General features: G+C 73.0%; 19 protein-coding genes. 9 read left to right on the top strand and 10 right to left on the bottom strand.

Annotation, left to right across the window (positions count from 1 at the left end; genetic code table 11):
- Positions 1-21 precede the first annotated feature (21 nt).
- The 3 genes from ACFC96_RS28935 to ACFC96_RS28925 all read right to left on the bottom strand — a co-directional run bounded on the left by ACFC96_RS28935 (position 22) and on the right by ACFC96_RS28925 (position 4901).
- Positions 22-3018 (bottom strand): AAA family ATPase, encoded by a 2997-nt coding sequence (locus tag ACFC96_RS28935; protein WP_376614878.1) that lies wholly within the window; start codon positions 3016-3018, stop codon positions 22-24.
- A complete protein-coding gene (locus tag ACFC96_RS28930) occupies positions 3015-4178 on the bottom strand; it encodes an exonuclease SbcCD subunit D (protein ID WP_376614876.1) in 1164 nt (387 codons plus the stop codon). The genes ACFC96_RS28935 and ACFC96_RS28930 overlap by 4 nt, the downstream gene beginning before the upstream one ends.
- Positions 4179-4274: 96 nt before the next feature.
- Positions 4275-4901 (bottom strand): YigZ family protein, encoded by a 627-nt coding sequence (locus ACFC96_RS28925; protein WP_376263454.1) that lies wholly within the window; start codon positions 4899-4901, stop codon positions 4275-4277.
- Between the two features lie 171 nt (positions 4902-5072).
- On the opposite strand from ACFC96_RS28925, the gene ACFC96_RS28920 reads away from it, so the two are divergent.
- The 4 genes from ACFC96_RS28920 to ACFC96_RS28905 all read left to right on the top strand — a co-directional run bounded on the left by ACFC96_RS28920 (position 5073) and on the right by ACFC96_RS28905 (position 8965).
- Entirely contained in the window at positions 5073-7049 is a 1977-nt protein-coding gene (locus ACFC96_RS28920) for an amino acid transporter (RefSeq protein WP_376263456.1), read from the top strand.
- Positions 7050-7122: 73 nt separating this feature from the next.
- Positions 7123-7539: a BlaI/MecI/CopY family transcriptional regulator gene (locus ACFC96_RS28915; protein WP_340460889.1), complete on the top strand. Its 417-nt coding sequence runs from the start codon at positions 7123-7125 to the stop codon at positions 7537-7539.
- 8 nt (positions 7540-7547) lie between these two features.
- Positions 7548-8480 carry a M56 family metallopeptidase gene (locus ACFC96_RS28910; RefSeq protein WP_376263459.1) on the top strand — a complete coding sequence of 311 codons (933 nt, stop codon included), beginning with the start codon at positions 7548-7550 and terminating at the stop codon, positions 8478-8480.
- 77 nt (positions 8481-8557) lie between these two features.
- Positions 8558-8965 (top strand): CoA-binding protein, encoded by a 408-nt coding sequence (locus tag ACFC96_RS28905; protein ID WP_376263462.1) that lies wholly within the window; start codon positions 8558-8560, stop codon positions 8963-8965.
- Positions 8966-9108: 143 nt separating this feature from the next.
- Here the strand turns inward: ACFC96_RS28905 and ACFC96_RS28900 are convergent, their stop codons facing one another.
- The 3 genes from ACFC96_RS28900 to ACFC96_RS28890 all read right to left on the bottom strand — a co-directional run bounded on the left by ACFC96_RS28900 (position 9109) and on the right by ACFC96_RS28890 (position 11237).
- The gene (locus tag ACFC96_RS28900; protein ID WP_376614874.1) at positions 9109-9960 is read right to left on the bottom strand and encodes a hypothetical protein; all 852 of its coding nucleotides are present in this window, start codon (positions 9958-9960) and stop codon (positions 9109-9111) included.
- Positions 9961-10063: 103 nt separating this feature from the next.
- A complete protein-coding gene (locus ACFC96_RS28895; protein ID WP_376263468.1) occupies positions 10064-10621 on the bottom strand; it encodes a YbaK/EbsC family protein in 558 nt (185 codons plus the stop codon).
- Between the two features lie 43 nt (positions 10622-10664).
- Positions 10665-11237, bottom strand: a complete 573-nt coding sequence (locus tag ACFC96_RS28890; RefSeq protein ID WP_376614872.1) for a helix-turn-helix domain-containing protein — start codon at positions 11235-11237, stop codon at positions 10665-10667.
- A 103-nt stretch (positions 11238-11340) separates the two neighbouring features.
- Between ACFC96_RS28890 and ACFC96_RS28885 the strand changes: the two genes are divergently transcribed.
- The gene (locus ACFC96_RS28885) at positions 11341-12207 is read left to right on the top strand and encodes an EamA family transporter (protein WP_376263473.1); all 867 of its coding nucleotides are present in this window, start codon (positions 11341-11343) and stop codon (positions 12205-12207) included.
- 90 nt (positions 12208-12297) lie between these two features.
- Here the strand turns inward: ACFC96_RS28885 and ACFC96_RS28880 are convergent, their stop codons facing one another.
- Entirely contained in the window at positions 12298-13062 is a 765-nt protein-coding gene (locus tag ACFC96_RS28880) for an acyltransferase (RefSeq protein WP_376614870.1), read from the bottom strand.
- A 142-nt stretch (positions 13063-13204) separates the two neighbouring features.
- On the opposite strand from ACFC96_RS28880, the gene ACFC96_RS28875 reads away from it, so the two are divergent.
- Positions 13205-13738: a gamma carbonic anhydrase family protein gene (locus ACFC96_RS28875; protein ID WP_376263478.1), complete on the top strand. Its 534-nt coding sequence runs from the start codon at positions 13205-13207 to the stop codon at positions 13736-13738.
- Between the two features lie 23 nt (positions 13739-13761).
- Here the strand turns inward: ACFC96_RS28875 and ACFC96_RS28870 are convergent, their stop codons facing one another.
- Both ACFC96_RS28870 and ACFC96_RS28865 read right to left on the bottom strand, forming a co-directional pair.
- Positions 13762-14397, bottom strand: coding sequence for a DedA family protein (locus tag ACFC96_RS28870; protein ID WP_376263481.1), 636 nt, complete (start codon positions 14395-14397; stop codon positions 13762-13764).
- A gap of 99 nt (positions 14398-14496) precedes the next feature.
- A complete protein-coding gene (locus ACFC96_RS28865) occupies positions 14497-14934 on the bottom strand; it encodes a DUF4442 domain-containing protein (protein ID WP_376614995.1) in 438 nt (145 codons plus the stop codon).
- An 87-nt stretch (positions 14935-15021) separates the two neighbouring features.
- Here ACFC96_RS28865 and ACFC96_RS28860 point away from each other — a divergent pair, with 87 nt between their 5' ends.
- The 3 genes from ACFC96_RS28860 to ACFC96_RS28850 all read left to right on the top strand — a co-directional run bounded on the left by ACFC96_RS28860 (position 15022) and on the right by ACFC96_RS28850 (position 18894).
- Positions 15022-15978 carry a hypothetical protein gene (locus ACFC96_RS28860; protein WP_376614869.1) on the top strand — a complete coding sequence of 319 codons (957 nt, stop codon included), beginning with the start codon at positions 15022-15024 and terminating at the stop codon, positions 15976-15978.
- Between the two features lie 95 nt (positions 15979-16073).
- On the top strand, positions 16074-17111 hold the full coding sequence (locus ACFC96_RS28855) for a hypothetical protein (RefSeq protein ID WP_376614867.1): 1038 nt from the start codon (positions 16074-16076) through the stop codon (positions 17109-17111).
- 466 nt (positions 17112-17577) lie between these two features.
- Positions 17578-18894, top strand: coding sequence for an MFS transporter (locus ACFC96_RS28850; RefSeq protein ID WP_376263488.1), 1317 nt, complete (start codon positions 17578-17580; stop codon positions 18892-18894).
- On the opposite strand, the gene ACFC96_RS28845 is transcribed toward ACFC96_RS28850, so the two are convergent.
- The gene (locus ACFC96_RS28845; protein ID WP_376263491.1) at positions 18856-19701 is read right to left on the bottom strand and encodes a spermidine synthase; all 846 of its coding nucleotides are present in this window, start codon (positions 19699-19701) and stop codon (positions 18856-18858) included. The genes ACFC96_RS28850 and ACFC96_RS28845 overlap by 39 nt on opposite strands.
- Positions 19702-19777 lie beyond the last annotated feature (76 nt).

Genomic DNA, 19777 nt, shown 5'->3' with positions numbered 1-19777 from the left:
GCCGGGCGGCCACGGCCGGGCTCAGGTCCGCTGCCGTACGACCGAGCCCGACCGCCCCTTCACGATCTCCAGTTGCGCGTGCACCCGGCGGCGCAGGTCGGCGACGTGGCTGACGATGCCGACGCTGCGGTCCCGCTCGCGCAGGGAGTCCAGGACGTCGAGCACCTCGTCCAGGGTCTGGTCGTCGAGACTGCCGAAGCCCTCGTCGATGAAGAGGGTGTCGAGGCGGACACCGCCCGCCTCGTCCGTGACGACGTCCGCGAGACCGAGGGCGAGGGCCAGCGACGCGAAGAACGTCTCCCCGCCGGAGAGTGTCGCGGTGTCCCGCTCGCGCCCCGTCCACGCGTCCACGACGTGCAGGCCGAGGCCCGAACGGCCGCGCCCCGTACGGTCGTCGGAGTGCACCAGCGTGTACCGGCCGGACGACATGCGGGACAGTCGCGCGGTCGCCGCGGCGGCGACCTGTTCGAGCCGGGCCGCGAGCACGTAGGACTCCAGACGCATCTTGCGTTCGTTGTCCGCGGACGTGCCGGCGGCGAGGCCCGCCATGCGCGCCACCCGGTCGTACGCGGCGCGCAGCGGCGCGAGTCGTCGCACGGCCGTGGCGCAGCGAGCCGAGAGCCGGTCGATCTCGGTACAGCGGCGGTCCGCCTCGTCACGCGCGGAAGCCGCGTCGCGCACCCGCCGGTCGGCCGCCTCGGCCGTGTGCTGCGCGGCGGGCACATCGGCGGGCGCCTGACGGGCCGCCGCCGCGGTGTCGTCCTCGGCAAGGACGGCACGCACCGCGGCCTCCTCGGACTGGCGGGCGTCGAGCCGGTGCTGAAGGTCCCTGTGCTGGGCGTCGTCCAGAAGGGCGGCGTCCGCGGCTTCCGGCGTGTCGAACCCGGCGCGGAACGCCGCGTCGGCGAGTCGCGCGTCGGCGTCCTTGAGCCGCGTGGCGGACTCGTCGGCGCCCCGGGCGGCGTCGGCGGCCGCCGTGAGCTGCGCGGCGAGGCGCTCCAGCTGCGCGGCGCGCGCGCCCACACTGGCCTCCGCCCCGCGCGCCTGCACCAACTCGCGCTCCAGAACGCCCTGTTCGCGGTCGACGCTCTCACGCAGCGTGGCTCGGGCGGCGGCGCGACGTGCGGCTTCCTGCTGTACGGCGAGTCTGCGGTCGTGCTCGCCCTCGGCCTGTCCGAGGGCCTCACGCGCGGCGTGCAGCCCGGAGGCGAGGCCGCGCGCCTCGGCGTGTCGGGCGCCCAACTCCTCGGCCGCATCGGCGAGTTCCCGGGCGGATGTCTCGCCGGCGGCGGCCGTCGCGGCGGCGAGGGACTCACGCACCGCGGCGAGCCGGCTCTCCTGCTCGGTGCGCGCTTCGTCCGCGCGGCGGTATGCGGCGAGGGCGGACTCCTCGGCGTCGCGGCCGACATGCTCCGCGGTCTTGCGCATGGGGGCGGGGTGTTCGGTGGACCCGCACACCGCACAGCTCTCGCCGGGGACCAGCTGCGCGGCCAGTTCGGCCGCGATCCCGTTCAGCCGCTGTTCCTTGAGGCCGAGCCAGTACTCATGGGCGGCCGCGGCCTCCTCGCGGGCCCGCAGGGTGCGCGTCCGGGCGTCGGCGGCCTCGCCGGAAAGCAGGTCGCGACGCCGGGCGGCCTCCAACTTCTGTCGCGCGGGCTCCAGTTGCCCCGCCAGGTGCTCGGCGCGCGTCGCGGCCTCCTGCGCGGACTCGACGGCTTCCTGGAGCGCGGCCCGGGCGCTGTCCCAGCCGGCGAGCCAGCTCGCCGCGTCCTGGAGCAGCTCGTCGTCGGCGCGCTCCTCGCGGTCGAGTCCTCGGCGCTGCCCGGCGAGTTCCGTCAGGCGCAGTTCGGCGCGCCGGGCGGACTCCAGGCCGCCCAGCTCCTCGGCCGCCTTCCGCGCGGCGGCGGCGAGACCCGCCGCGCCGGCGCCGTCGAACGACTCGGGCAGCGCGGCACGCGCGCGTGCGTCCTCGCCCGTGGCCCTGCGGTGTTCGGCCTCCGCGGCCTCGCGCAGCGCGAGGGCGGGCGCCACGGCCTCGGCCTTGCGGCCCCGCGCCATGCGCTCCTGGACCCGCCGGTGCTCGTCCGCGCGCTCGTCGAGCCGCGCGGCCCGCTCCCGCGCCTCCTCGAACCGCCGCTGGAGCCGGCGCACTTCCTGTACGTCGTCCAACTCGCGCTGCGCCTGCGTGCGGGCCGCGTCGGCGGCGGTCAGCGCGAGGTGTGCCGCGGTGAGCCGCTCGCGGGCGGCGGAGCGGGCGACGGCGGCCCACGTGAGGACGGAGTCGGCGAGCCCCGGGTCGCCGGGCGCGGCGTCGGTGGCGGGCAGTTCGACGATGTTCCCGGCGGCCTGCTGCATACGGTGCGCGTCGGCGAGCAACTCGGCGTCCGCCGCGCGGACTTCGCTCTCGGCGGCGCGACGCTGCTCGGCGAGTCTCTGCTCGGCCGCGGCGAAGCGCCGCGTGTCGAAGAGCCGTCCGAGGAGCTTGCCGCGGGCCTCGGCGTCGGCCCGCAGGAACCGCGCGAAGTCCCCCTGCGGCAGCAGGACGACCTGGCAGAACTGCTCCTTGCTCATCCCGAGGAGCTGGCTGATCTCCTCGCCGATCTCCTGATGGGAGCGACTGAGGTCCTTCCAGGTGCCCGCCGCGGCGTCGTACTCGCGCAGCCGGCTCTGGGCCTTGTCCATGGTGGTGCCCGTGCCACGCTTCTTGGGGCGCTCCCACGGGGGCTGCCGGGTCAGCTCCAGGCGGCGCCCCGCGACGGTGAGGTCGAGGGTGACCTCGGTGCGGGTGCCGGGCGCGGCGTGGTCGCTGCGCAGGGAGGTGCCCTGGCCGCTGCCCTGCCGGGCGCCGGGGACCGAGCCGTACAGGGCGTAGCAGACGGCGTCGAGGACGGAGGTCTTGCCGGCGCCCGTCGGGCCGTGGAGCAGGAAGAGGCCCGCCGAGGACAGGCTGTCGAAGTCGACCTCCTGACCGGCCCCGAAAGGTCCGAAGGCGGTGATCCGCAGCCGGTGGAGCCTCATCGGGCGACCTCGCGCCGGGTGTCGTCGATGCGCACCGCGTCGAGGGCCTCACGCAGGACGGCGCGCTCGCGCTCGTCGGGTCCGGCGCCGCGCACGTGGGTCACGAAGTCCTCCGCGATCTGCTGGTCGTCGCGCCCCTTGAGGCGCTGCGCGTACGAGACGTCGGGGTCCTCGGGGGCGCGCTGCGGGTCGAAGGCGAGGCTGAGGGTGTGCGGGAACCGCTCGGCGAGGCGGGCCATGGGGTCGTCGGGCCTGACCGGGTCGGTGAGCGTGGCCTCGACCCAGGACTCCTCGTGGGCGCTCAGGTCCGGGCGCGCGAGCAGGTCCGCGAGGTCCCCGCGGATCCGGGCGAGGGGCCTGGGCACCGGGCAGTCGACGCGCTCGGCGGCGGCGAAGCCGTCCGCGTCCAGGTCGACGAGCCACATGCTCTTGTGGTGGTCGGCCTCGGAGAAGGAGTACGGGAGCGGCGAGCCGGAGTAGCGCACGCGCTCGGAGATGATCTGGCTGCCGTGCAGATGCCCGAGCGCCACGTAGTCGACGCCGTCGAACACGCCGGAGGGGACGGCGGCGACTCCGCCGACGGTGATGTCGCGCTCGCTGTCGCTGGCCTCGCCGCCGGTGACGAAGGCATGGGCGAGGACGACGGACCGGGTCCCCGCAGGGCGCTCGGCGAGATCGGCCCGCACCCGGTCCATGGCGGCGGCCAGGACGGCCTCGTGGCCCGGCTTCGACACCCCGAACTCGTCCTTCACCAGCGCCGGTTCGAGATAGGGCAGCCCGTAGAACGCCACGTCACCGGTGGCGTCCGGGATCAGCACCGGGGTCGCGCACGCGCCGGGGTCGGTGCGCAGGTGGATGCCGGCGCGGCCGATGAGCCCGGCGCCCACCCCGAGGCGGCGCGCCGAGTCGTGGTTCCCGGAGATCATCACCGTGGGGATGCCCTGGTCGGCGAGGCGGTGCAGGGCGTCGTCGAACAGCTCGACCGCGGCGAGGGGCGGCACCGCGCGGTCGTACACGTCGCCCGACACGACCACCGCGTCGACGCCCCGCTCACGGACGGTCGCGACGAGGTGACCGATGAACTCGGCCTGGGCGCCGAGCATGTTCACCCGGTGGAACGCCCGGCCGAGATGCCAGTCGGAAGTGTGCAGCAGCCTCATAATGCCCGAGACTAACGGGCGGGTCGGACATCACGGGCGGCCACCGGCGTATCGGTACCTGCTCCGCCGCACACGCGCCCCGGCCGCCGAAGCCGGTCACGCGTCCCCGTACGCCTCTCCCCCGAGCTCGAACTTGGCGGTGCCGGCGGTGACATCGGCCAGCCACGCGCGGAACGCGTCCACGTCGGCGTCCGGCAGACCGATCTCGATCGTGACCGCCTCCCCGTAATGGACGTCACGCACCTCACGTCCCGTGGACCGCAGATCGTTCTGGACCTTGCCGGCCCGCTGGTGGTCGACGGTGACGGTGGCGAGCCGGAAGCGGCGCCGGGTGAGGGTGCCCAGCGCGTCGAGCGCCTCGCCGACGGCTCCTCCGTAGGCGCGGATGAGGCCGCCCGCACCGAGCTTCACGCCTCCGTAGTAGCGGGTCACGACGGCGACGACGTACCGCATCTCGCGGCGCGTGAGCATCTGGAGCATGGGGACGCCGGCCGTGCCGCCCGGTTCACCGTCGTCGCTCGCCTTCTGCACGGCGGCGTCGGCGCCGATGACGTACGCGTAGCAGTTGTGGGACGCGGTGGGGTGCTCCCTGCGGATGCGCGCCACGAAGTCCTGGGCCTCGCGCTCGGTGGCCGCGGGCGCGAGCGCGCACAGGAACCGGGAGCGGTTGATCTCGGTCTCGTGCACGCCCTCACGGGCCACGGTGCGGTACTCGTCCTGCATCCGGCCAGCGTATGCCGCGTGCCGGGGTTCGCTCGCCCCGCCCGTCGCCCCGGTCACGCGGTGGTGGATACTCGCTCGTCGTCGCAGCGCTCGCGGGACGTCCCTTCCCGTGGCTTCCTGCGCGGATGCACTCCCCGGGTCCGTACCGGCACGACAGAAAGCAGTTCCCCCATGACCGGCACGCAGGCCGAACCCGTCGAAGGCACGGCCGTCCGGCCGCCGTCCCCCCGATGGCGGTCCTGGCTCCTCGAAGGTCTGAGCGAGACGACGGCCCGGCACCCCGGACCGCACGGCACGCCGCCGGACGAGCACAAGGGTCACACGTGGTGGCGGGTGATGTGTCTGACGGGCGTGGACTACTTCTCGACCCTCGGCTACCAGCCGGGCATCGCCGCACTCGCCGCGGGACTCCTGTCCCCGCTGGCCACGCTCGTCCTGATCGCGCTCACCCTCGGCGGCGCGCTGCCGGTCTACCGGCGCGTCGCCAAGGAGTCCCCGCACGGCGAGGGTTCCATCGCGATGCTGGAGCGGCTCCTGCCGTGGTGGGCGGGGAAGCTGTTCGTCCTCGTTCTGCTCGGGTTCGCCGCCACCGACTTCATGATCACGATCACGCTGTCGGCGGCCGACGCCGCGGCGCACGTCGTCGAGAACCCCTTCGCGCCCGCGTCGCTCGACGGTGCGAACATCTGGATCACGTTGTTCCTGGTGGCGGGCCTCGGCGCGGTGTTCCTCAAGGGGTTCCGTGAGGCGATACGGGTGGCGGTCGTGCTCGTCGCCCTCTACCTCATGCTGAACGTGGTCGTCCTCATGACCGCCGCCTGGCACGTCCTGACCGAGCCGGTGAAGATCGGCAACTGGTGGGACGCCATGACCGCCGCGCACTCCTCGCCCGTCGCGATGATCGGCGTGGCGCTCCTCGTCTTCCCGAAGTTGGCGCTCGGCATGTCCGGCTTCGAGACGGGCGTCGCCGTGATGCCCCAGGTGCGCGGCGACGCCACGGACACGTACGCGCGTCCCGAGGGACGGGTGCGGGACACCCGCAAGCTGCTCACCACGGCCGCGCTGATCATGAGCGGTTTCCTGCTGCTCTCGAGTCTCGCGACGACGATCCTCATCCCCCAGTCCGCGTTCGAGAGCGGTGGTCCGGCCAACGGCCGCGCCCTCGCGTTCCTCGCGCACCAGTACCTGGGCGAGGGTTTCGGCACCGTGTACGACGTCTCGACCATCGCCATCCTGTGGTTCGCCGGAGCCTCGGCGCTCGCGGGGCTCCTCAACCTGGTGCCGCGCTACCTGCCGCGTTACGGCATGGCCCCGGAGTGGACGCGCGCCGTCCGTCCGCTGGTGCTCCTGTTCATGGCGATCGCCGTCTTCATCACGCTCTGGTTCAACGCGAACGTCGATGACCAGAGCGGCGCGTACGCGACCGGTGTCCTGGTCCTGATGCTGTCGGCGTCGTTCGCCTCGACGGTCGCCGTGCGCTCGCGCGGGCACAAGGCCGCGACCGTCGGCTTCGGGGCGATCACCGCCGTGTTCGGGTACACGCTCGTCACGAACGTCATCGAGCGGCCCGACGGCATCAAGATCGCCCTCCTCTTCATCGTCGGGATCCTCCTCACCTCGTTCGCGTCGCGCGTGCACCGCGCCTTCGAACTGCGGGCGGGCGAGGTGACGTTCGACGAGACGGCGGCGCGGATCGTCGACGAGGCCGCGGGCCACGGCCCGTTGCGGATCATCGCGAACGAGCCCGACGAGCACTCCAAGGCCGAGTACCGCGCCAAGGAGTACAGCCAGCGCGAGCAGACCCACATCCCGGACGGGCGGCCCGTCCTGTTCCTGGAGGTCTTCGTCCACGACTCGTCGGACTTCACCGCGCCGGTCGCGGTCCACGGCGACGAGAAGCACGGCGTACGACGGCTGCGTGTCCAGGGCGCGGGCGTGCCGAACACCATCGCGGCCGTCCTGATGAGCCTGCGGGCCCGCACGGGCGAGGTGCCGCACGCGTACTTCAACTGGACCGAGGGCCATCCCGTCAGCCATCTGCTGCGCTTCCTGGTGTTCGGCGACGGCGAGGTCGCGCCGGTCACCCGCGAGGTGCTGCGCCGCGCCGAGCCCGACCCCGCCCGGCGGCCCCGCGTCCACGTGGGCTGACCCGCGCCCGCATCTGCGGAATAGGATGTGGCGCCCACGTGTGGGTGACGGCCGGGGCGGAGGGCGACGGGACATGACGCGGGACGGACACGACGGCCGGCGGCCGCGGCGCCGGGGGCAGGGCGAGCTGGAGGCCCAGGTCCTCTCGGCGCTGTGCGAGGCGCCGGGCCCGGTGACGGCGGCCTGGGTCCAGGAGCGGGTCGGCGGCGACCTCGCCTACACGACCGTGGTGACGATCCTGACGCGGCTCCTCGCGAAGAGCGCGGTGACCCGCGCCCGCGAGGGCCGCTCCTTCCTGTGGACGCCGGCTGCCGACGGGGCGGGGCTCGCGGCGCTGCGGATGCGCAAGGTGCTCGACGGCGAGTCGAACCGCGAGGCGGTCCTCGCACGCTTCGTCACCGCGCTCCCCCCGGGCGACGAACAACTGCTGCGGGACCTCCTCGAACAGGCGGAACGGCCGGACGAAGCCCCCGGCCCCGGCGAGGGCTGAGCCGGGCGATGGGGGTCTTCGTCTTCCTGCCGCTGGTGCTTCCGCTGACGGCCTGGCCCGTGGCGCGCCTCGCCCAGCAGCATCTGCACCCGCGCACCGCGACCCGTCTCCTGACGGCCGTCGCGTCAGTGATGGCCATGTGCAGCACGCTGTGCCTGGCGCTGCTCATGGTCGTCGGCACGGCCCAATTGCCCGGCAATCCCCTCCCCGACGGCTGGTCGGACCCCGAGGTGCGGGCGGCCGTGCCGTTCGACGGGGTGGCGGGCAGGGCCGCGATCCCCGCCCTCGCCGTCGTGCTCGTGGTCTGTACCCGGGTCGTCGTCCGCCACCACTTGGTGCGGCGGCGGGCCCGGCGCGCGCTCACCGGGCCCCGCGACCGGAGCGTCGCGGTCGTGCCGGACACGGTGCCGTACGCGTACGCCCTGCCCGGTGGCGACCGCGACCGGGTGGTGGTGACGACCGGGCTCCTGGCCGTGCTCACCGGGCCGGAGCGCAGGGCGCTGTTCGCGCACGAGCGGGCCCATCTGGCGGCCCGGCACCATCGTCATCTGCTGGTGGCGCAGTTGGCGGCGCGGGCCAATCCGTTCCTGCTGCCGCTGCGCACGGCGGTGGCGTACTCGACGGAGCGGTGGGCCGACGAGGACGCGGCGCGCTCCGTGCACGACCGCCGCGTCGTGGCCCGTGCGATCGGCAAGGCCGCCCTCGTCTCGCGCGCAGCGCCGGCCCCCACGCTGGCGGGCCTCGCGGCGCCGGGCCCGGTCCCGCGGCGGGTCGCGGCCCTCCTGCGCCCGGCCCCCACGGCGCACAGCTGGCCACCGGTGGGCACGGGGATCGGCCTGGCGGCGTGGGCGGCGGCCGTGGGCACGGCGGCGTCGGCGATGTCGTCGGCGAACTCGGCGGTGACCATGATCCGCATCCTGCACGCGGCCACGTTCCTGTGACCTCGTCCGGCGGGAATCCCGCACGACACCGCCCTGTTGACCACGGTGAACACCCGTAGACCCCCAGGAGGCAGCGCATGTACGGCGATCAGGAGACGGTCCGCAGGATCCTCACGGAGCTCGGCGACACCTGGGCGGTCGTGGGCCTCTCCTCGAACAGGGCGCGCGCCGCGTACGGCGTCGCCGAGGTCCTCCAGCGCTTCGGCAAGCGCGTCGTCCCGGTCCACCCGAAGGCCGAGTCGGTCCACGGCGAGCAGGGCTACGCGTCCCTGGAAGAGATCCCGTTCAAGGTCGACGTGGTCGACACCTTCGTCAACTCCCACCTCGCGGGCCAGGTCGCCGACGAGGCCCGGTCGATCGGGGCGGAGGCCGTCTGGTTCCAGCTCGGCGTGATCGACGAGGCGGCCTACGACCGCACGCGTGACGCGGGGCTCGCGATGGTCATGGACAAGTGCCCGGCGATCGAGATCCCGCGCCTGGGCTGAGTCGCCCCACCCGGGTGACCGCCGTGCGCGAGGCGGCAGTTGCTCCTCGCGCCGCGGCAGCGTCACCCCGGACCGCGACACGGCGGGGGGCGACACGGCGGGGAGAGTGCTTGCCCCGAGAGGGAGCCCGAGCACCCCCGTCCTCACTTGCACGCGATCGGCTCGATCGCCCCCGGCCACCGCTCCACGCCGCCCCCGGTCCGCACATAGGCCACGGACCTGTCGGCGGAGAGCCACAGTCGGCGCCGCCCGTCGCGGTACCCGGTGTCCGTCGCCCCGTCCGGCAGCCGTGTCCTCGGCGCGTACGAGGAATGCAGGAGTTCGCGGGGCAGCGCGTGTTCGGGGTCCCGGAGGTACTGACGGTCACCGAGGTGGAGGAACTCCGCCGACTGCCAGTCGCAGTGCTCGGGCCCGGCCGCGCTGAAGATCTCGGACGCGGGCACCGGGTGCCCCTTGCGGTCCGCCCACACCCGGATGTCGAGGTGGGCACGGTCCCGGCGGGCGAACTCGGACGGATCGCACTGGGCGTACGTCTCCAGACCCCAACCCGGCCTGTGCGGGAGGTCCTTGGCGACGATCACGGCCACGCGGGTGCGGCCGGCGACGTCGTACGAGTACAGGACGCGGCGGCCCGCCTCGCGCTCGACGCGATAGCCGCGCCGCGGCAGGGACCGGGAGAACTCGTCGGCCACGAGCCCGTTCAGGGCCTCGTCGGGCGAGTCCGCGCCGTCCGCCGCGCCCCAGCCGTCGTCCCCGGCGCCGCCCTGGTACGGCTCTCCCGCGCATTCGAGGGCGAGCACGGAGGCACCCCCGCCCTGGACGTCGTCCTCGTCGCCGTCGATGTCGGGCGCGGTCGCCCGGAGAGGGCCGCGGTAGGGGGCGGCCGGCGCCGAGCCGGCCACCACCAGGCCCTCGGGGACTTCCGCGCCGCAGGCCGCCACGGACACCAGCGACGCCGTCGCCGCCGCCAGCGCGGCCGCCGTCCGGATTCTCATGCCTCGCCCCACCCGATCCCTCCGCCCCGCACCGCCCCGCGCCAGTGCGCGGAGCCGCTCCTCAGACGCGGCGGGCCCCGGGTTCGTTCGGCCCCGGGCGGGGTCAGTTCACGCCGAGCCCTTCGAGGACCACCGCGCCGGGCAGGTCGAGGAAGGCCTTGCCGGGCACGATGAGCTTGCCGCGGCGCGTTCCGCTGCCGATCAGGACGTGCGGCCGGTCGACGACGGCCGCGTCCACGAGGAGCGGCCAGTCGGCGGGCAGCCCGATCGGGGTGATGCCGCCGTACTCCATGCCGGTGGCGCCGGTGGCCGTCTCCATCGGGGCGAACGACGCCTTGCGGGAACCCAGTTGACGGCGTACGACTCCGTTGACGTCGACCCGGGTGCCGGAGAGGACCAGGCAGGCGGCGAGGGTCGTCTCGCCGCCGCGCTTGCCCGCGACGACGACACAGTTCGCGGAGTCCGCGAGCAGTTCGGGGCCGTAGTGCTCGACGAACGTGGCCGTGTCCGCCCACTCGGGCTCGGTGTCGACATGGATCAGCTGCTCCGCCGGGACCGTGCCGTGCCAGTTGCGTACGGCGTCGGCCACCGGTTCCGTCAGCAGGTCGAGCGCCTCGGGAGCGGGGCGGACGTGGTCGAAGTTTCCGATGGGTGCGCGCATGTCGGCACGCTAACAGCCGTCCGCGGCGGCCGAGTCGGGCGTCTCAGCGTACGGGCGGCACCGACACGGCCATGGTCATCTCCATCGCCTCGGTGCCGTCGTTGCGGTAGGTGTGCAAGGCGTCGGCCTCGAACGAGACACTGGATCCGGCGGGCACGCGGTACTCGGCGCCGTCCACGACGAGAGTCAGCTCGCCGGCCGTCACATGGAGCAGCTCCACCGTGCCCGCGGGGTGCGGGTCGGAGCCAGTGCCGTCGCCGGGTTCCAGGTGCCAGTCCCACATCTCCAGGGGGCCGGGGGCCTCGGTCCCGGCGAGCAGCCGGTTGTAGCTGCCGGTGTCCGTGCTCCACAGACGCACGGCCTGCTCGGGCGGGACGATGCGGACCTTCGGGCCCTGTTCGTAGTCGAGCAGGGTGGTGATGCTGATGCCGAGCGCGTCACCGATCTTGACCACGGTGCCGATGCTGGGGTTGGTGCGGGCCTGCTCGATCTGGATGAGCATGCCGCGGCTGACCCCGGCGCGCGTCGCGAGACCGTCGAGGGTGAAGCCGCGCTCGGTGCGCCAGCGCTTGACGTTGCGGCCGAGGGACTGGGTCAGCAGGTCGAGGTCCGACACATTCCGTCCAATATTCTGGATGACAGCGTTCAATTCATTGAACTAACGTGGGGTGCAACAAAGCATTCACCGCCGTTCACCACACTGTACTGCGAGGCAGACCATGACAGCACTCTTCGCCCTGGCCACCAGCCTCATGTGGGGCCTGGCCGACTTCGGCGGAGGGCTCCTCACGCGACGAACTCCCGCGCTCACGGTCGTGGTGGTCTCGCAGAGCATCGCCGTCGCGGTGCTCGGCGCGATCGTGGCCGCGACCGGGGCCTGGAGCGAGGCGGGGCCACAGCTGTGGTTCGCGGTCGCGGCCGGCCTAGTCGGCCCGGTCGCCATGCTCGCCTTCTACAAGGCGCTCGCCCTGGGCCCGATGGGCGTCGTCTCGCCCCTCGGCTCGCTCGGCGTCACCGTGCCCGTCGCCGTGGGCCTGGTGCTCGGGGAGCGTCCCGGGCTGCTCCAGTTCGCGGGCATCGGCGTGGCCGTCGCCGGGGTGATCCTGGCCGGCGGCCCGCAGTTCAGGGGCGCGCCCGTGCAGCGTCAGGCCGTCCTGCTCACGCTGCTCGCCGCGTTCGGCTTCGGCGCGGTGATGGCCCTGATCGCGGAGGCCTCGACCACCGTGACCGGGCTCTTCCTGGCGCTCTTCGTGCAGCGGGTGACCAATGTGGCGGCGGGCGGCACGGCCCTGTACGTGTCCGTGCGGCGCGGCGGCCGGGCGCTTCCCGAGGACGGTGGGATGCAGGCCGTGCGGTCCGCGCTCCCCGCGCTCGCGTTCGTGGGCCTCGCCGACGTGGCGGCCAACGGCACATACGCGATGGCGGCGCAGCAGGGCCCGGTCACCGTGGCCGCCGTGCTCGCCTCGCTCTACCCCGTCGTGACAGCGCTCGCCGCGCGCGGCCTCCTCGGCGAGCGCCTGCGCGGGGTGCAGGCCGCGGGGGCGGGCCTCGCACTGGTGGGCACGGTGCTGCTGGCCACGGGTTAGGACCGGTCCGGACAGACCTTGGGGACTCCGGCTCGGATCATGCCGGACCGGCCCCGTGAGCCCGGCACGATCCGGACCGGACGAAAGCCCCTAGGCGCTCGCGCCCGGCTGGACGCCCTCGTCGAGCTCTTCCAGGTCGGCGAGCGCGAGGAGCTGCTCGGGGGTGACACCTTCGGGGATCGGGGCGGGCGCGGGTGTGCGCAGCGGCGGCTGCCAGCCGTTCTCCTCGTCCCAGCTCCGTACGACCCGGGCGGGCGCGCCGGCCACCACCGCGTGGTCCGGCACCTCACCGCGCACGACGGCGCCGGCGGCCACCACGACGTTCCGTCCGATCCGCGCGCCCGGCAGGATCACCGCGCCGGTCCCGATCCAGCAGCCGGGCCCGATCTCCACCGGCTCCATCCGCGGCCACTGCCTGCCGATGGGCTGGTGCGGGTCGTCGTACGAGTGGTTGGTCGAGGTCACGTAGACGTACGGCCCCAAGTAGCAGTCGCTGCCGATCGTCACCGTCGTGTCGGCGATGACATGGCTGCCGCGGCCGAGGACGACGCCGTCGCCGATGCGCAGGATCGGTTCCGTGCCGAGGTCGAGGTCGGGCATCAGGCCCGCGGTCAGAGTGACCTGTTCCGCGACGATGCAGTGCGCGCCGAGGTGGATCCAGGGCTCGCCGAAGACCGTGCCCTGCGGGAAGGCCAGCTTGGTGCCATGACCGAGGGACCCGAAGCGGTAGCGGCCGGGATGCTCGGCGGTGACCGCGCCCGCGCGCTGCGCCAGGCGCCAGCCCGCCTGCACCGCGCGATGGGCCAGACGTCCGGCGAAGGCGCGGGATGAGAACGCGTTCCAGTTCTTCGGCACAGCCACACGTTACTCAGCCGTACGCCGCCGCGCAGAGCCTTGGCCTGTGATCTTCGCCCCACGCGGCACGAGCCCGAAGCGGTCCCGTACGGTTCGCTCTGGCGCGACACCGCTGTGCGAAGACCGAAGAGGAGACGAAGCGATGGGCCAGCAGGCACTCATCACCGGGATCGGCGGCAAGGACCCGGAGCTCGACCAGGAGGCGTTCGCCGCGCCGACCTCGGTCGTGATCGGCGAGGTCACCCTGCACGCCGGGGCGAGTGTCTGGTACGGCGCGGTGCTGCGCGCGGACTGTGGCCCGATCGTGCTCGGCGCCGACAGCAACATCCAGGACAACTGCACCGTCCACGTCGACCCCGGCTTCCCGGTGACGGTCGGCGAGCGGGTCTCCGTGGGACACAACGCGGTCCTGCACGGCTGCACCGTCGAGGACGACTGCCTCGTGGGCATGGGCGCCACGGTGCTCAACGGCGCGGTGATCGGCGCCGGCTCCCTGGTCGCCGCCCAGGCGCTCGTCCCGCAGGGGATGCAGGTCCCGCCGGGCTCACTCGTCGCCGGGGTGCCCGCCAAGGTGAAGCGCCCGCTGACCGACGAGGAGCGTGCGGGCATCACCCTGAACGGCACGCTCTACGTGGAACTGGCGAAGGCACACCGCGCGGCGCACGCGGACGGCTGACGGCCGCCGTCAGGCGTCGCGTGTCACTCGGCGGCCGGGACCGACTGCGCCTCGGCCGCCGCCTTCTTCGCCTTGCGCTTGACGATCAGCATGGACGCCAGGCCGATCAGCACGGCCGCGGCGAGCCCGTAGTACGAGAACCGCTTGAGCCAGTCCTCGGCGACCACGCCGATGTAGTAGATGACGGCGGTCGTGCCGCCGGCCCAGATGACCCCGCCCAGGAAGTTCGCGATGAGGAACTTCCAGTACGGCATGTGCAGCACGCCCGCGAGCGGGCCCGCGAAGATGCGCAGCAGGGCGACGAAGCGGCCGAAGAAGACCGCCCACATGCCCCACTTCTCGAAGGAGCGCTCGGCGGTCGCGACATGGGCCTCGCCGAAGTGGCGTGGGAACTTGTCGCCGAGCCACGCCAGCAGGGGGCGTCCGCCCTTGCGGCCGATGGCGTATCCGATGGAGTCGCCGACGACGGCTCCCGCGCTGGCGCAGGCGCCGAGGACGATCGGGTTGACGTCACCCTGCTGGGACGACAGCAGCGCCGCCGAGACCAGGACGATCTCCCCCGGCAGCGGGATGCCCAGGCTTTCGAGCCCGATGACCCCGGCCACCAGGGCATAGATGGCGACCGCCGGTACCGTGTCGAGCCATTCCTGGACGTGCAACGCCGATTCCTCCCGTGTCGGTGGGCGTGTGCCCGGCGCACGCTCCCCCGGGTGCGCATGCCGGGCAGCCTACCTGCTCGAGGAAAACCAGGACGCGGCTCAGCTGTTGGGGCGCAGCGTCCAGACGACGCTCATTTCCCCGGTCACAGCACCGTCGGCGCGCTGGATCGCGACCGTCACCGGGAACTCGGGGCGCTCCCCCGCGTCCAGCTCGGCGACCACGTCGACGGCCGGGCGGCCGAGCGTGGCCGTCGCCGTGACGGGGCCCATGGCGAGCTTCTTGTACGCGATGTCCGCGCGCACGGCGAGCGGCACCGCCCGCGACAGCTGGTCCCCGAACGCCGCGAGGACGATCGCGCCGCTCGCGGACTCGCCGAGCGTGAACATCGCTCCGGCGTGCGGTCCGCCGACGTGGTTGTGGTACTCGCTCTGGTCCGGCAGGGCCACGACGGCCTTCTCCGGAGTGGTCTCGAGGAATTCGATGTTCAGGGTCCGGGCCATCGGCACGGTGGCGGCGAGCATCTCGCCGATCGACATCTGTTCTGCGCTCATGGTGCGTGATGTTACCCACGAGTAGCGACCTTGGCCATCCTCGGTCCGGCGGTGGCTCTATCGTTGCTCGCCATGTGGCCAGGAGAGCAGGGTCCCGGGGGCGAGCAGAACCCGCAGGGCCGCCGACCGAATCCGTACCAGCAGCCGAACCCGTACCAGCAGCCGTCCGGACAGCAGGTCTGGAACGCGCCCACGATGCCCGCCGGATCACCCCAGCCGTCGCCGGAACCCCCGAAGCGCGGACGGACGGCTCTCATCGCCGTGGTGGCCGCCGCCGTGGTCGTCGTCGCGTCCGTGGTCACCGGAGTCCTCGTCCTCGGCGGCGACAAGGACAAGAAGGACGACAACGCCGGGCCCGGCCCCACGAAGTCCTCGGCGGCCGCGCCGAGCGCGACCGGCAACCCGCGTGCGGGCGGCGCTGTCGAGCCGACCGTGCACGGCTGGAAGACGGTCGTGAACACCGACCACGGCATGGCGTTCGACGTTCCCGCCACCTGGCTGGTGAAGTCGAACGGCTGGGTCAACTGGGTCTCCAAGGACGGCGACCCGCGCGAGAAGCCGCTCATCGCCATGAGCAACCCGGCGTTCCTCGAAGAGAAGTGGTGCGTCTCCGACGACGACAAGGACGGCAACGAGGAGGAGTCCTCGCTCGGCGCGACCGGGTCGCGGGGCAACAACGGCGCCAGGAGCACCGAGGAAGCCGCCACCAAGGACGCCACGATGTGGGTCTACGGCGCGTACTCACAGCCCGACAAGAAGAGCATCACCACGAAGCCGGCCCAGTCGTACACCACCGCGTCCGGCCTCAACGGCAGCCTGGTGACCGCCTCTTCGGCGGGCGTCGAGCAGAAGAAGCACGGCAAGTGCTCCTCCGACGGCAAGGCCGCCGTGTTCGCCTTCAAGGACGCCGACGGCGACTTCGCGTCCTGGTCGTTCTTCGGGCCCACGGGCGTCAAGGGCGAGGTACCCGACTCCACGGTCCGGAAGATCCTCAGCACCGTGCGGCTCGTGGACGTCAGCGACTCCTGAGCCACGACGCGGCGACGAGGCCGCCGGCGAACCGTTGCACGTCCGGTACAGGGCGACGGTGCCGGCGGCGGCCCGGACCTCTATTGTTGGGCGCCATGTGGCCAGGACAGCAGCCGCCCGGGGGCGAGCAGAACCCGCAGGACCAGAATCCGTACCAGCAGCCGGGGTACCAGCAGCAGCCCAACCCCTATCAGCAGCCGGGCTACCAGCAGCAGCCCAATCCGTACCAGCAGCAGCCCGGGCAGCAGCCTCCGGGGCAGTGGGGCGCTCCCACCGTCCCGCTCGGCGCTCCCCAGCCGCCGAGCGGCAACGACGGCGGCAACAAGACGAAGATCACCGCGATCGTCGCGGCCGCGGCCGTCGTGGTCGCCGCCGGCGTGACCGGTTTCCTTGTCCTCGGGGGTGACAAGGAGGACAAGGCGGACCCCAAGCCGTCCACGTCCCCCACGAAGTCCGCCTCCAAGGACCCGAGTCCCGACGCGAGCGACGACGTCAACCCGCGCGACCCGGCGAACGCGCCGAAGGCCACCATCGCGGGCTGGCAGGTCGTCGTGAACCCCAAGTACGGGACCGCGTTCGACGTACCGGCCGACTGGGCCGTCAAGTCGGACGGCCTGATCACCGGCTTCGAGGACGCGAAGGACGACAACGGCAAGCCCCTCATCACGATGTCCGCACCCGCGTTCCTCAAGGAGAAGTGGTGCACGTCCGACGACGACAAGGACGGCAACGAGGACGACAGCGCCCTCGCCGCGGCGGGCACCAAGGGGCAGAACGGCGCCAAGAACACCCAGGACGTCGCGCGCAACGACTCGGCGTGGTGGGTGTTCGGCGGCTACACGGACCAGAAGAAAGCGTCGAAGAAGCTCCTGACGATCGGTAAGCCGAAGGACTTCACGACCGCTTCCGGCGTCAAGGGCAGCGTGGCGACCACCTTCTCGTCCGGTGTGCCGAAGACCGGCAAGTGCGACACCGACGGCAAGGCCACCGTGTTCGCCTTCAAGAACTCCCAGGGCGACTTCGTCTCCTGGACGTTCTACGGCGCCAAGGGCGTGAAGGACGAGGTCCCCGACGCCACGGTGCAGAAGATCCTCAGCACCGTACGGCTCCAGGGTGACCCCAGCGTGGAGTGAGCCGCACGGGCCGGCGTCCGGTCCGCCCGATGGAGGGCAGGCCGGACGTTGTCAGCGGCGTGATGCGATCGGCTCGGGTGGTCCCGGCAGACCCACCTGCCAAGATCGCGTCCTCGGTCGCCGGTAACTGCCGGTACGCACCAGTGGGTTGCCGGAGCTGTCGGTGCAGGTCCAGTAGGCGTGCGCCGAGTTGTTCTTGTGGATGTGGTCGATCACGGCCGTGATCGCCGGCGGCCGGGGCCACGCTCGCCGGCGCCGCCGCCGCACGAAGAGACGAGAATTGCTTCCGCATCTCGTCCCTTTTCCTCGAGGATCAGCCGGCGCCCACGAGGCTCCGATGCGGCGTGACCATGACACGAAGATTCATGATCGATCCATCCGCGTGACGCGCCGGGACCGCTCGCGTTCGGCCGGGTGGAAAGAATCTCGTTTGGCAAGTCGGACCCACTGCGGCGATAGTCCCTCAGTGAACTCTGCCGCCGTTTCCCCGCTCAGACCCCGCCGACCCGCGTGGGCGGGCCGCAATTACAGCCTGCTGGCGCTCGCGGCGTTCGTGACGACCCTCGGCAGCAACGGCGCGCTGATCGCGTCCGCGTTCGCGGTGCTCGAGACGGGGGGCGACGGCGGGGACGTCGGCCTCGTCGCCGCGTCACGCACCCTGACGCTCGTCCTGTTCCTGCTCGTCGGCGGAGCCGTCGCCGACCGGCTGCCCCGCCACCACGTGATGGTCGCGGCCAACGCGCTCAACTTCCTCTCCCAGGGCGCCTTCGCGCTGCTCGTCCTGACCGGCAGGCCCGAGCTGTGGCAGATGATGCTGCTCAGCGCGCTCGGCGGCACCGGGCAGGCCTTCTTCAACCCCGCCGCCGAAGGCATGCTGATGTCGTCGGTCGACCGGGAGCAGGCGAGCCGCGCCTTCGCCCTCTTCCGGATGGCGATGTCGGGCGCGGCCGTGGGCGGCGCGGCGCTCGGCGGTGCGATGGTCGCGGCCGTCGGGCCCGGCTGGGTGCTCGCCGTGGACGCGGTCGCGTTCGCCGTCGCGGGCACCCTGCGCTCCTTCCTCGACGTCAGCCACATCGCGCCGCGCGAGCCCGGCGGAGGCCTCCTCGCCGATATGCGGGACGGCTGGCACGAGTTCATCGGCCGGCCGTGGCTGTGGGGCATCGTCGCGCAGTTCTCCGTCGTGGTCGCGGTGGTCGGCGCCGCCGACGCGGTCTTCGGCCCGCTGGTCGCGCGCGACTCGCTCGGCGGCCCCGGGCCCTGGGGACTCGCGCTCGGCGCTTTCGGCATCGGGACCGTCGCCGGGGCGTTCCTGATGATGCGGTGGAAGCCGCGCCGGCTGCTGCTCGCCGGGACACTGTGCGTGTTCCCGCTGGCGCTGCCCTCGGCGGCGCTCGCGGTACCGGTGCCTCTTGCCGTGCTGGTCTGCGTGATGTTCGTGAGCGGCGTGACGATCGAGGTGTTCAGCGTCTCCTGGATGACGGCGCTGCACCAGGAGATCCCGGAGGACAAGCTGTCCCGGGTCTCCGCGTACGACTGGTTCGGCTCCGTCGCGATGGTGCCGGTCGCCACCGCGCTCGCGGGTCCCGCGGAGGCCGCCTTCGGCCTGGCCCCCGCGCTGTGGGGCTGCGCGGCGCTCGTCGTCGTCGCGACGGGCGCGGTCCTGTTCGTGCCGGAGGTACGCCGGCTGACGCGCCGCCCCGACACCGTCGAGCAGCACGGGCCCGCGCCCGAGCCGGTGCTCCTCTCAGCCGATGCCGAAGGAGCCGCCGGGCGGCTCGGGTGACGGCACCGCCTCCGCGTCCCGTACGGGCTTCGCGCTGCCGGTGAAGCGGCGCAGCTGAGCGCCGTGCTCGACGCGGGCCGGGAACACGTCGGCGGCGGCGCGCCGGGCGAGCGCCACGATGTCGAGTTCCTCGTGGGAGGCCACGAGGACCGTGTTCCCGAAGCGTCTGCCGCGCAGCACGGTGGGCTCCGCGATCAGCGCCAGATGCTCGAACACCGTGGAGAACGTGGCGAGTTGGGAGCGGAGGAAGGCGAAGGGCGTGCCGTCCGCGAGGTTGGCCGCGTAGACGCCCGTCGGGCGCAGGACCCGCTCGGCGGCCTCGGCGTACGCCACGGTGGTCAGATGGGCCGGGACACGGGAGCCGCCGAAGACGTCCGCCACGAGTACGTCGGCGCTGTCGGCGTCGGCCGACTCCAGCCAGGTGCGGGCGTCGGCCCCATGGACGGTGATCCCCGCTCCGTCGGGCACGGGCAGGTGCTCGGCGACCAGGGCGAGCAGCCCCCGGTCCGCCTCGACCACGTCCTGACGTGAGCCGGGCCGCGTCGCCGCCGCGTAACGCGGCAGGGTCAGCGCGCCACCGCCGAGATGCAGCACGTCGAGCGGCTTTCCGGGCTCGTCCGCACAGTCGAGGACATGCCCGAGCCGGCGCGCGTACTCGAATTCGAGGTGTTCCGGCGCGTCCAGATCGACGTACGACTGCGGCGCCCCGTCGACCGTGAGCAGCCAGGCCCTGCGCCGGTCCACGTCGGGCATCAGCTTGGCGGTGCCGTGGTCCACGGTCCTGGTCACGGGTATCGGCTCGTCCACGCGTCCATTGTGCCGGGCGGTGGGAGTGGCGGGGGCGGGGCGGGGTTCACGGGGTGGACGGGTCCGCGGGGTGGCC

It is taken from the genome of Streptomyces sp. NPDC055955 (assembly GCF_042270245.1).
In the GTDB taxonomy this organism is placed as follows: Bacteria; Actinomycetota; Actinomycetes; order Streptomycetales; family Streptomycetaceae; genus Streptomyces.
The sequence above is the reverse complement of the archived record's forward strand: the minus strand, read 5'-3'. Positions and strand labels throughout refer to the sequence as shown.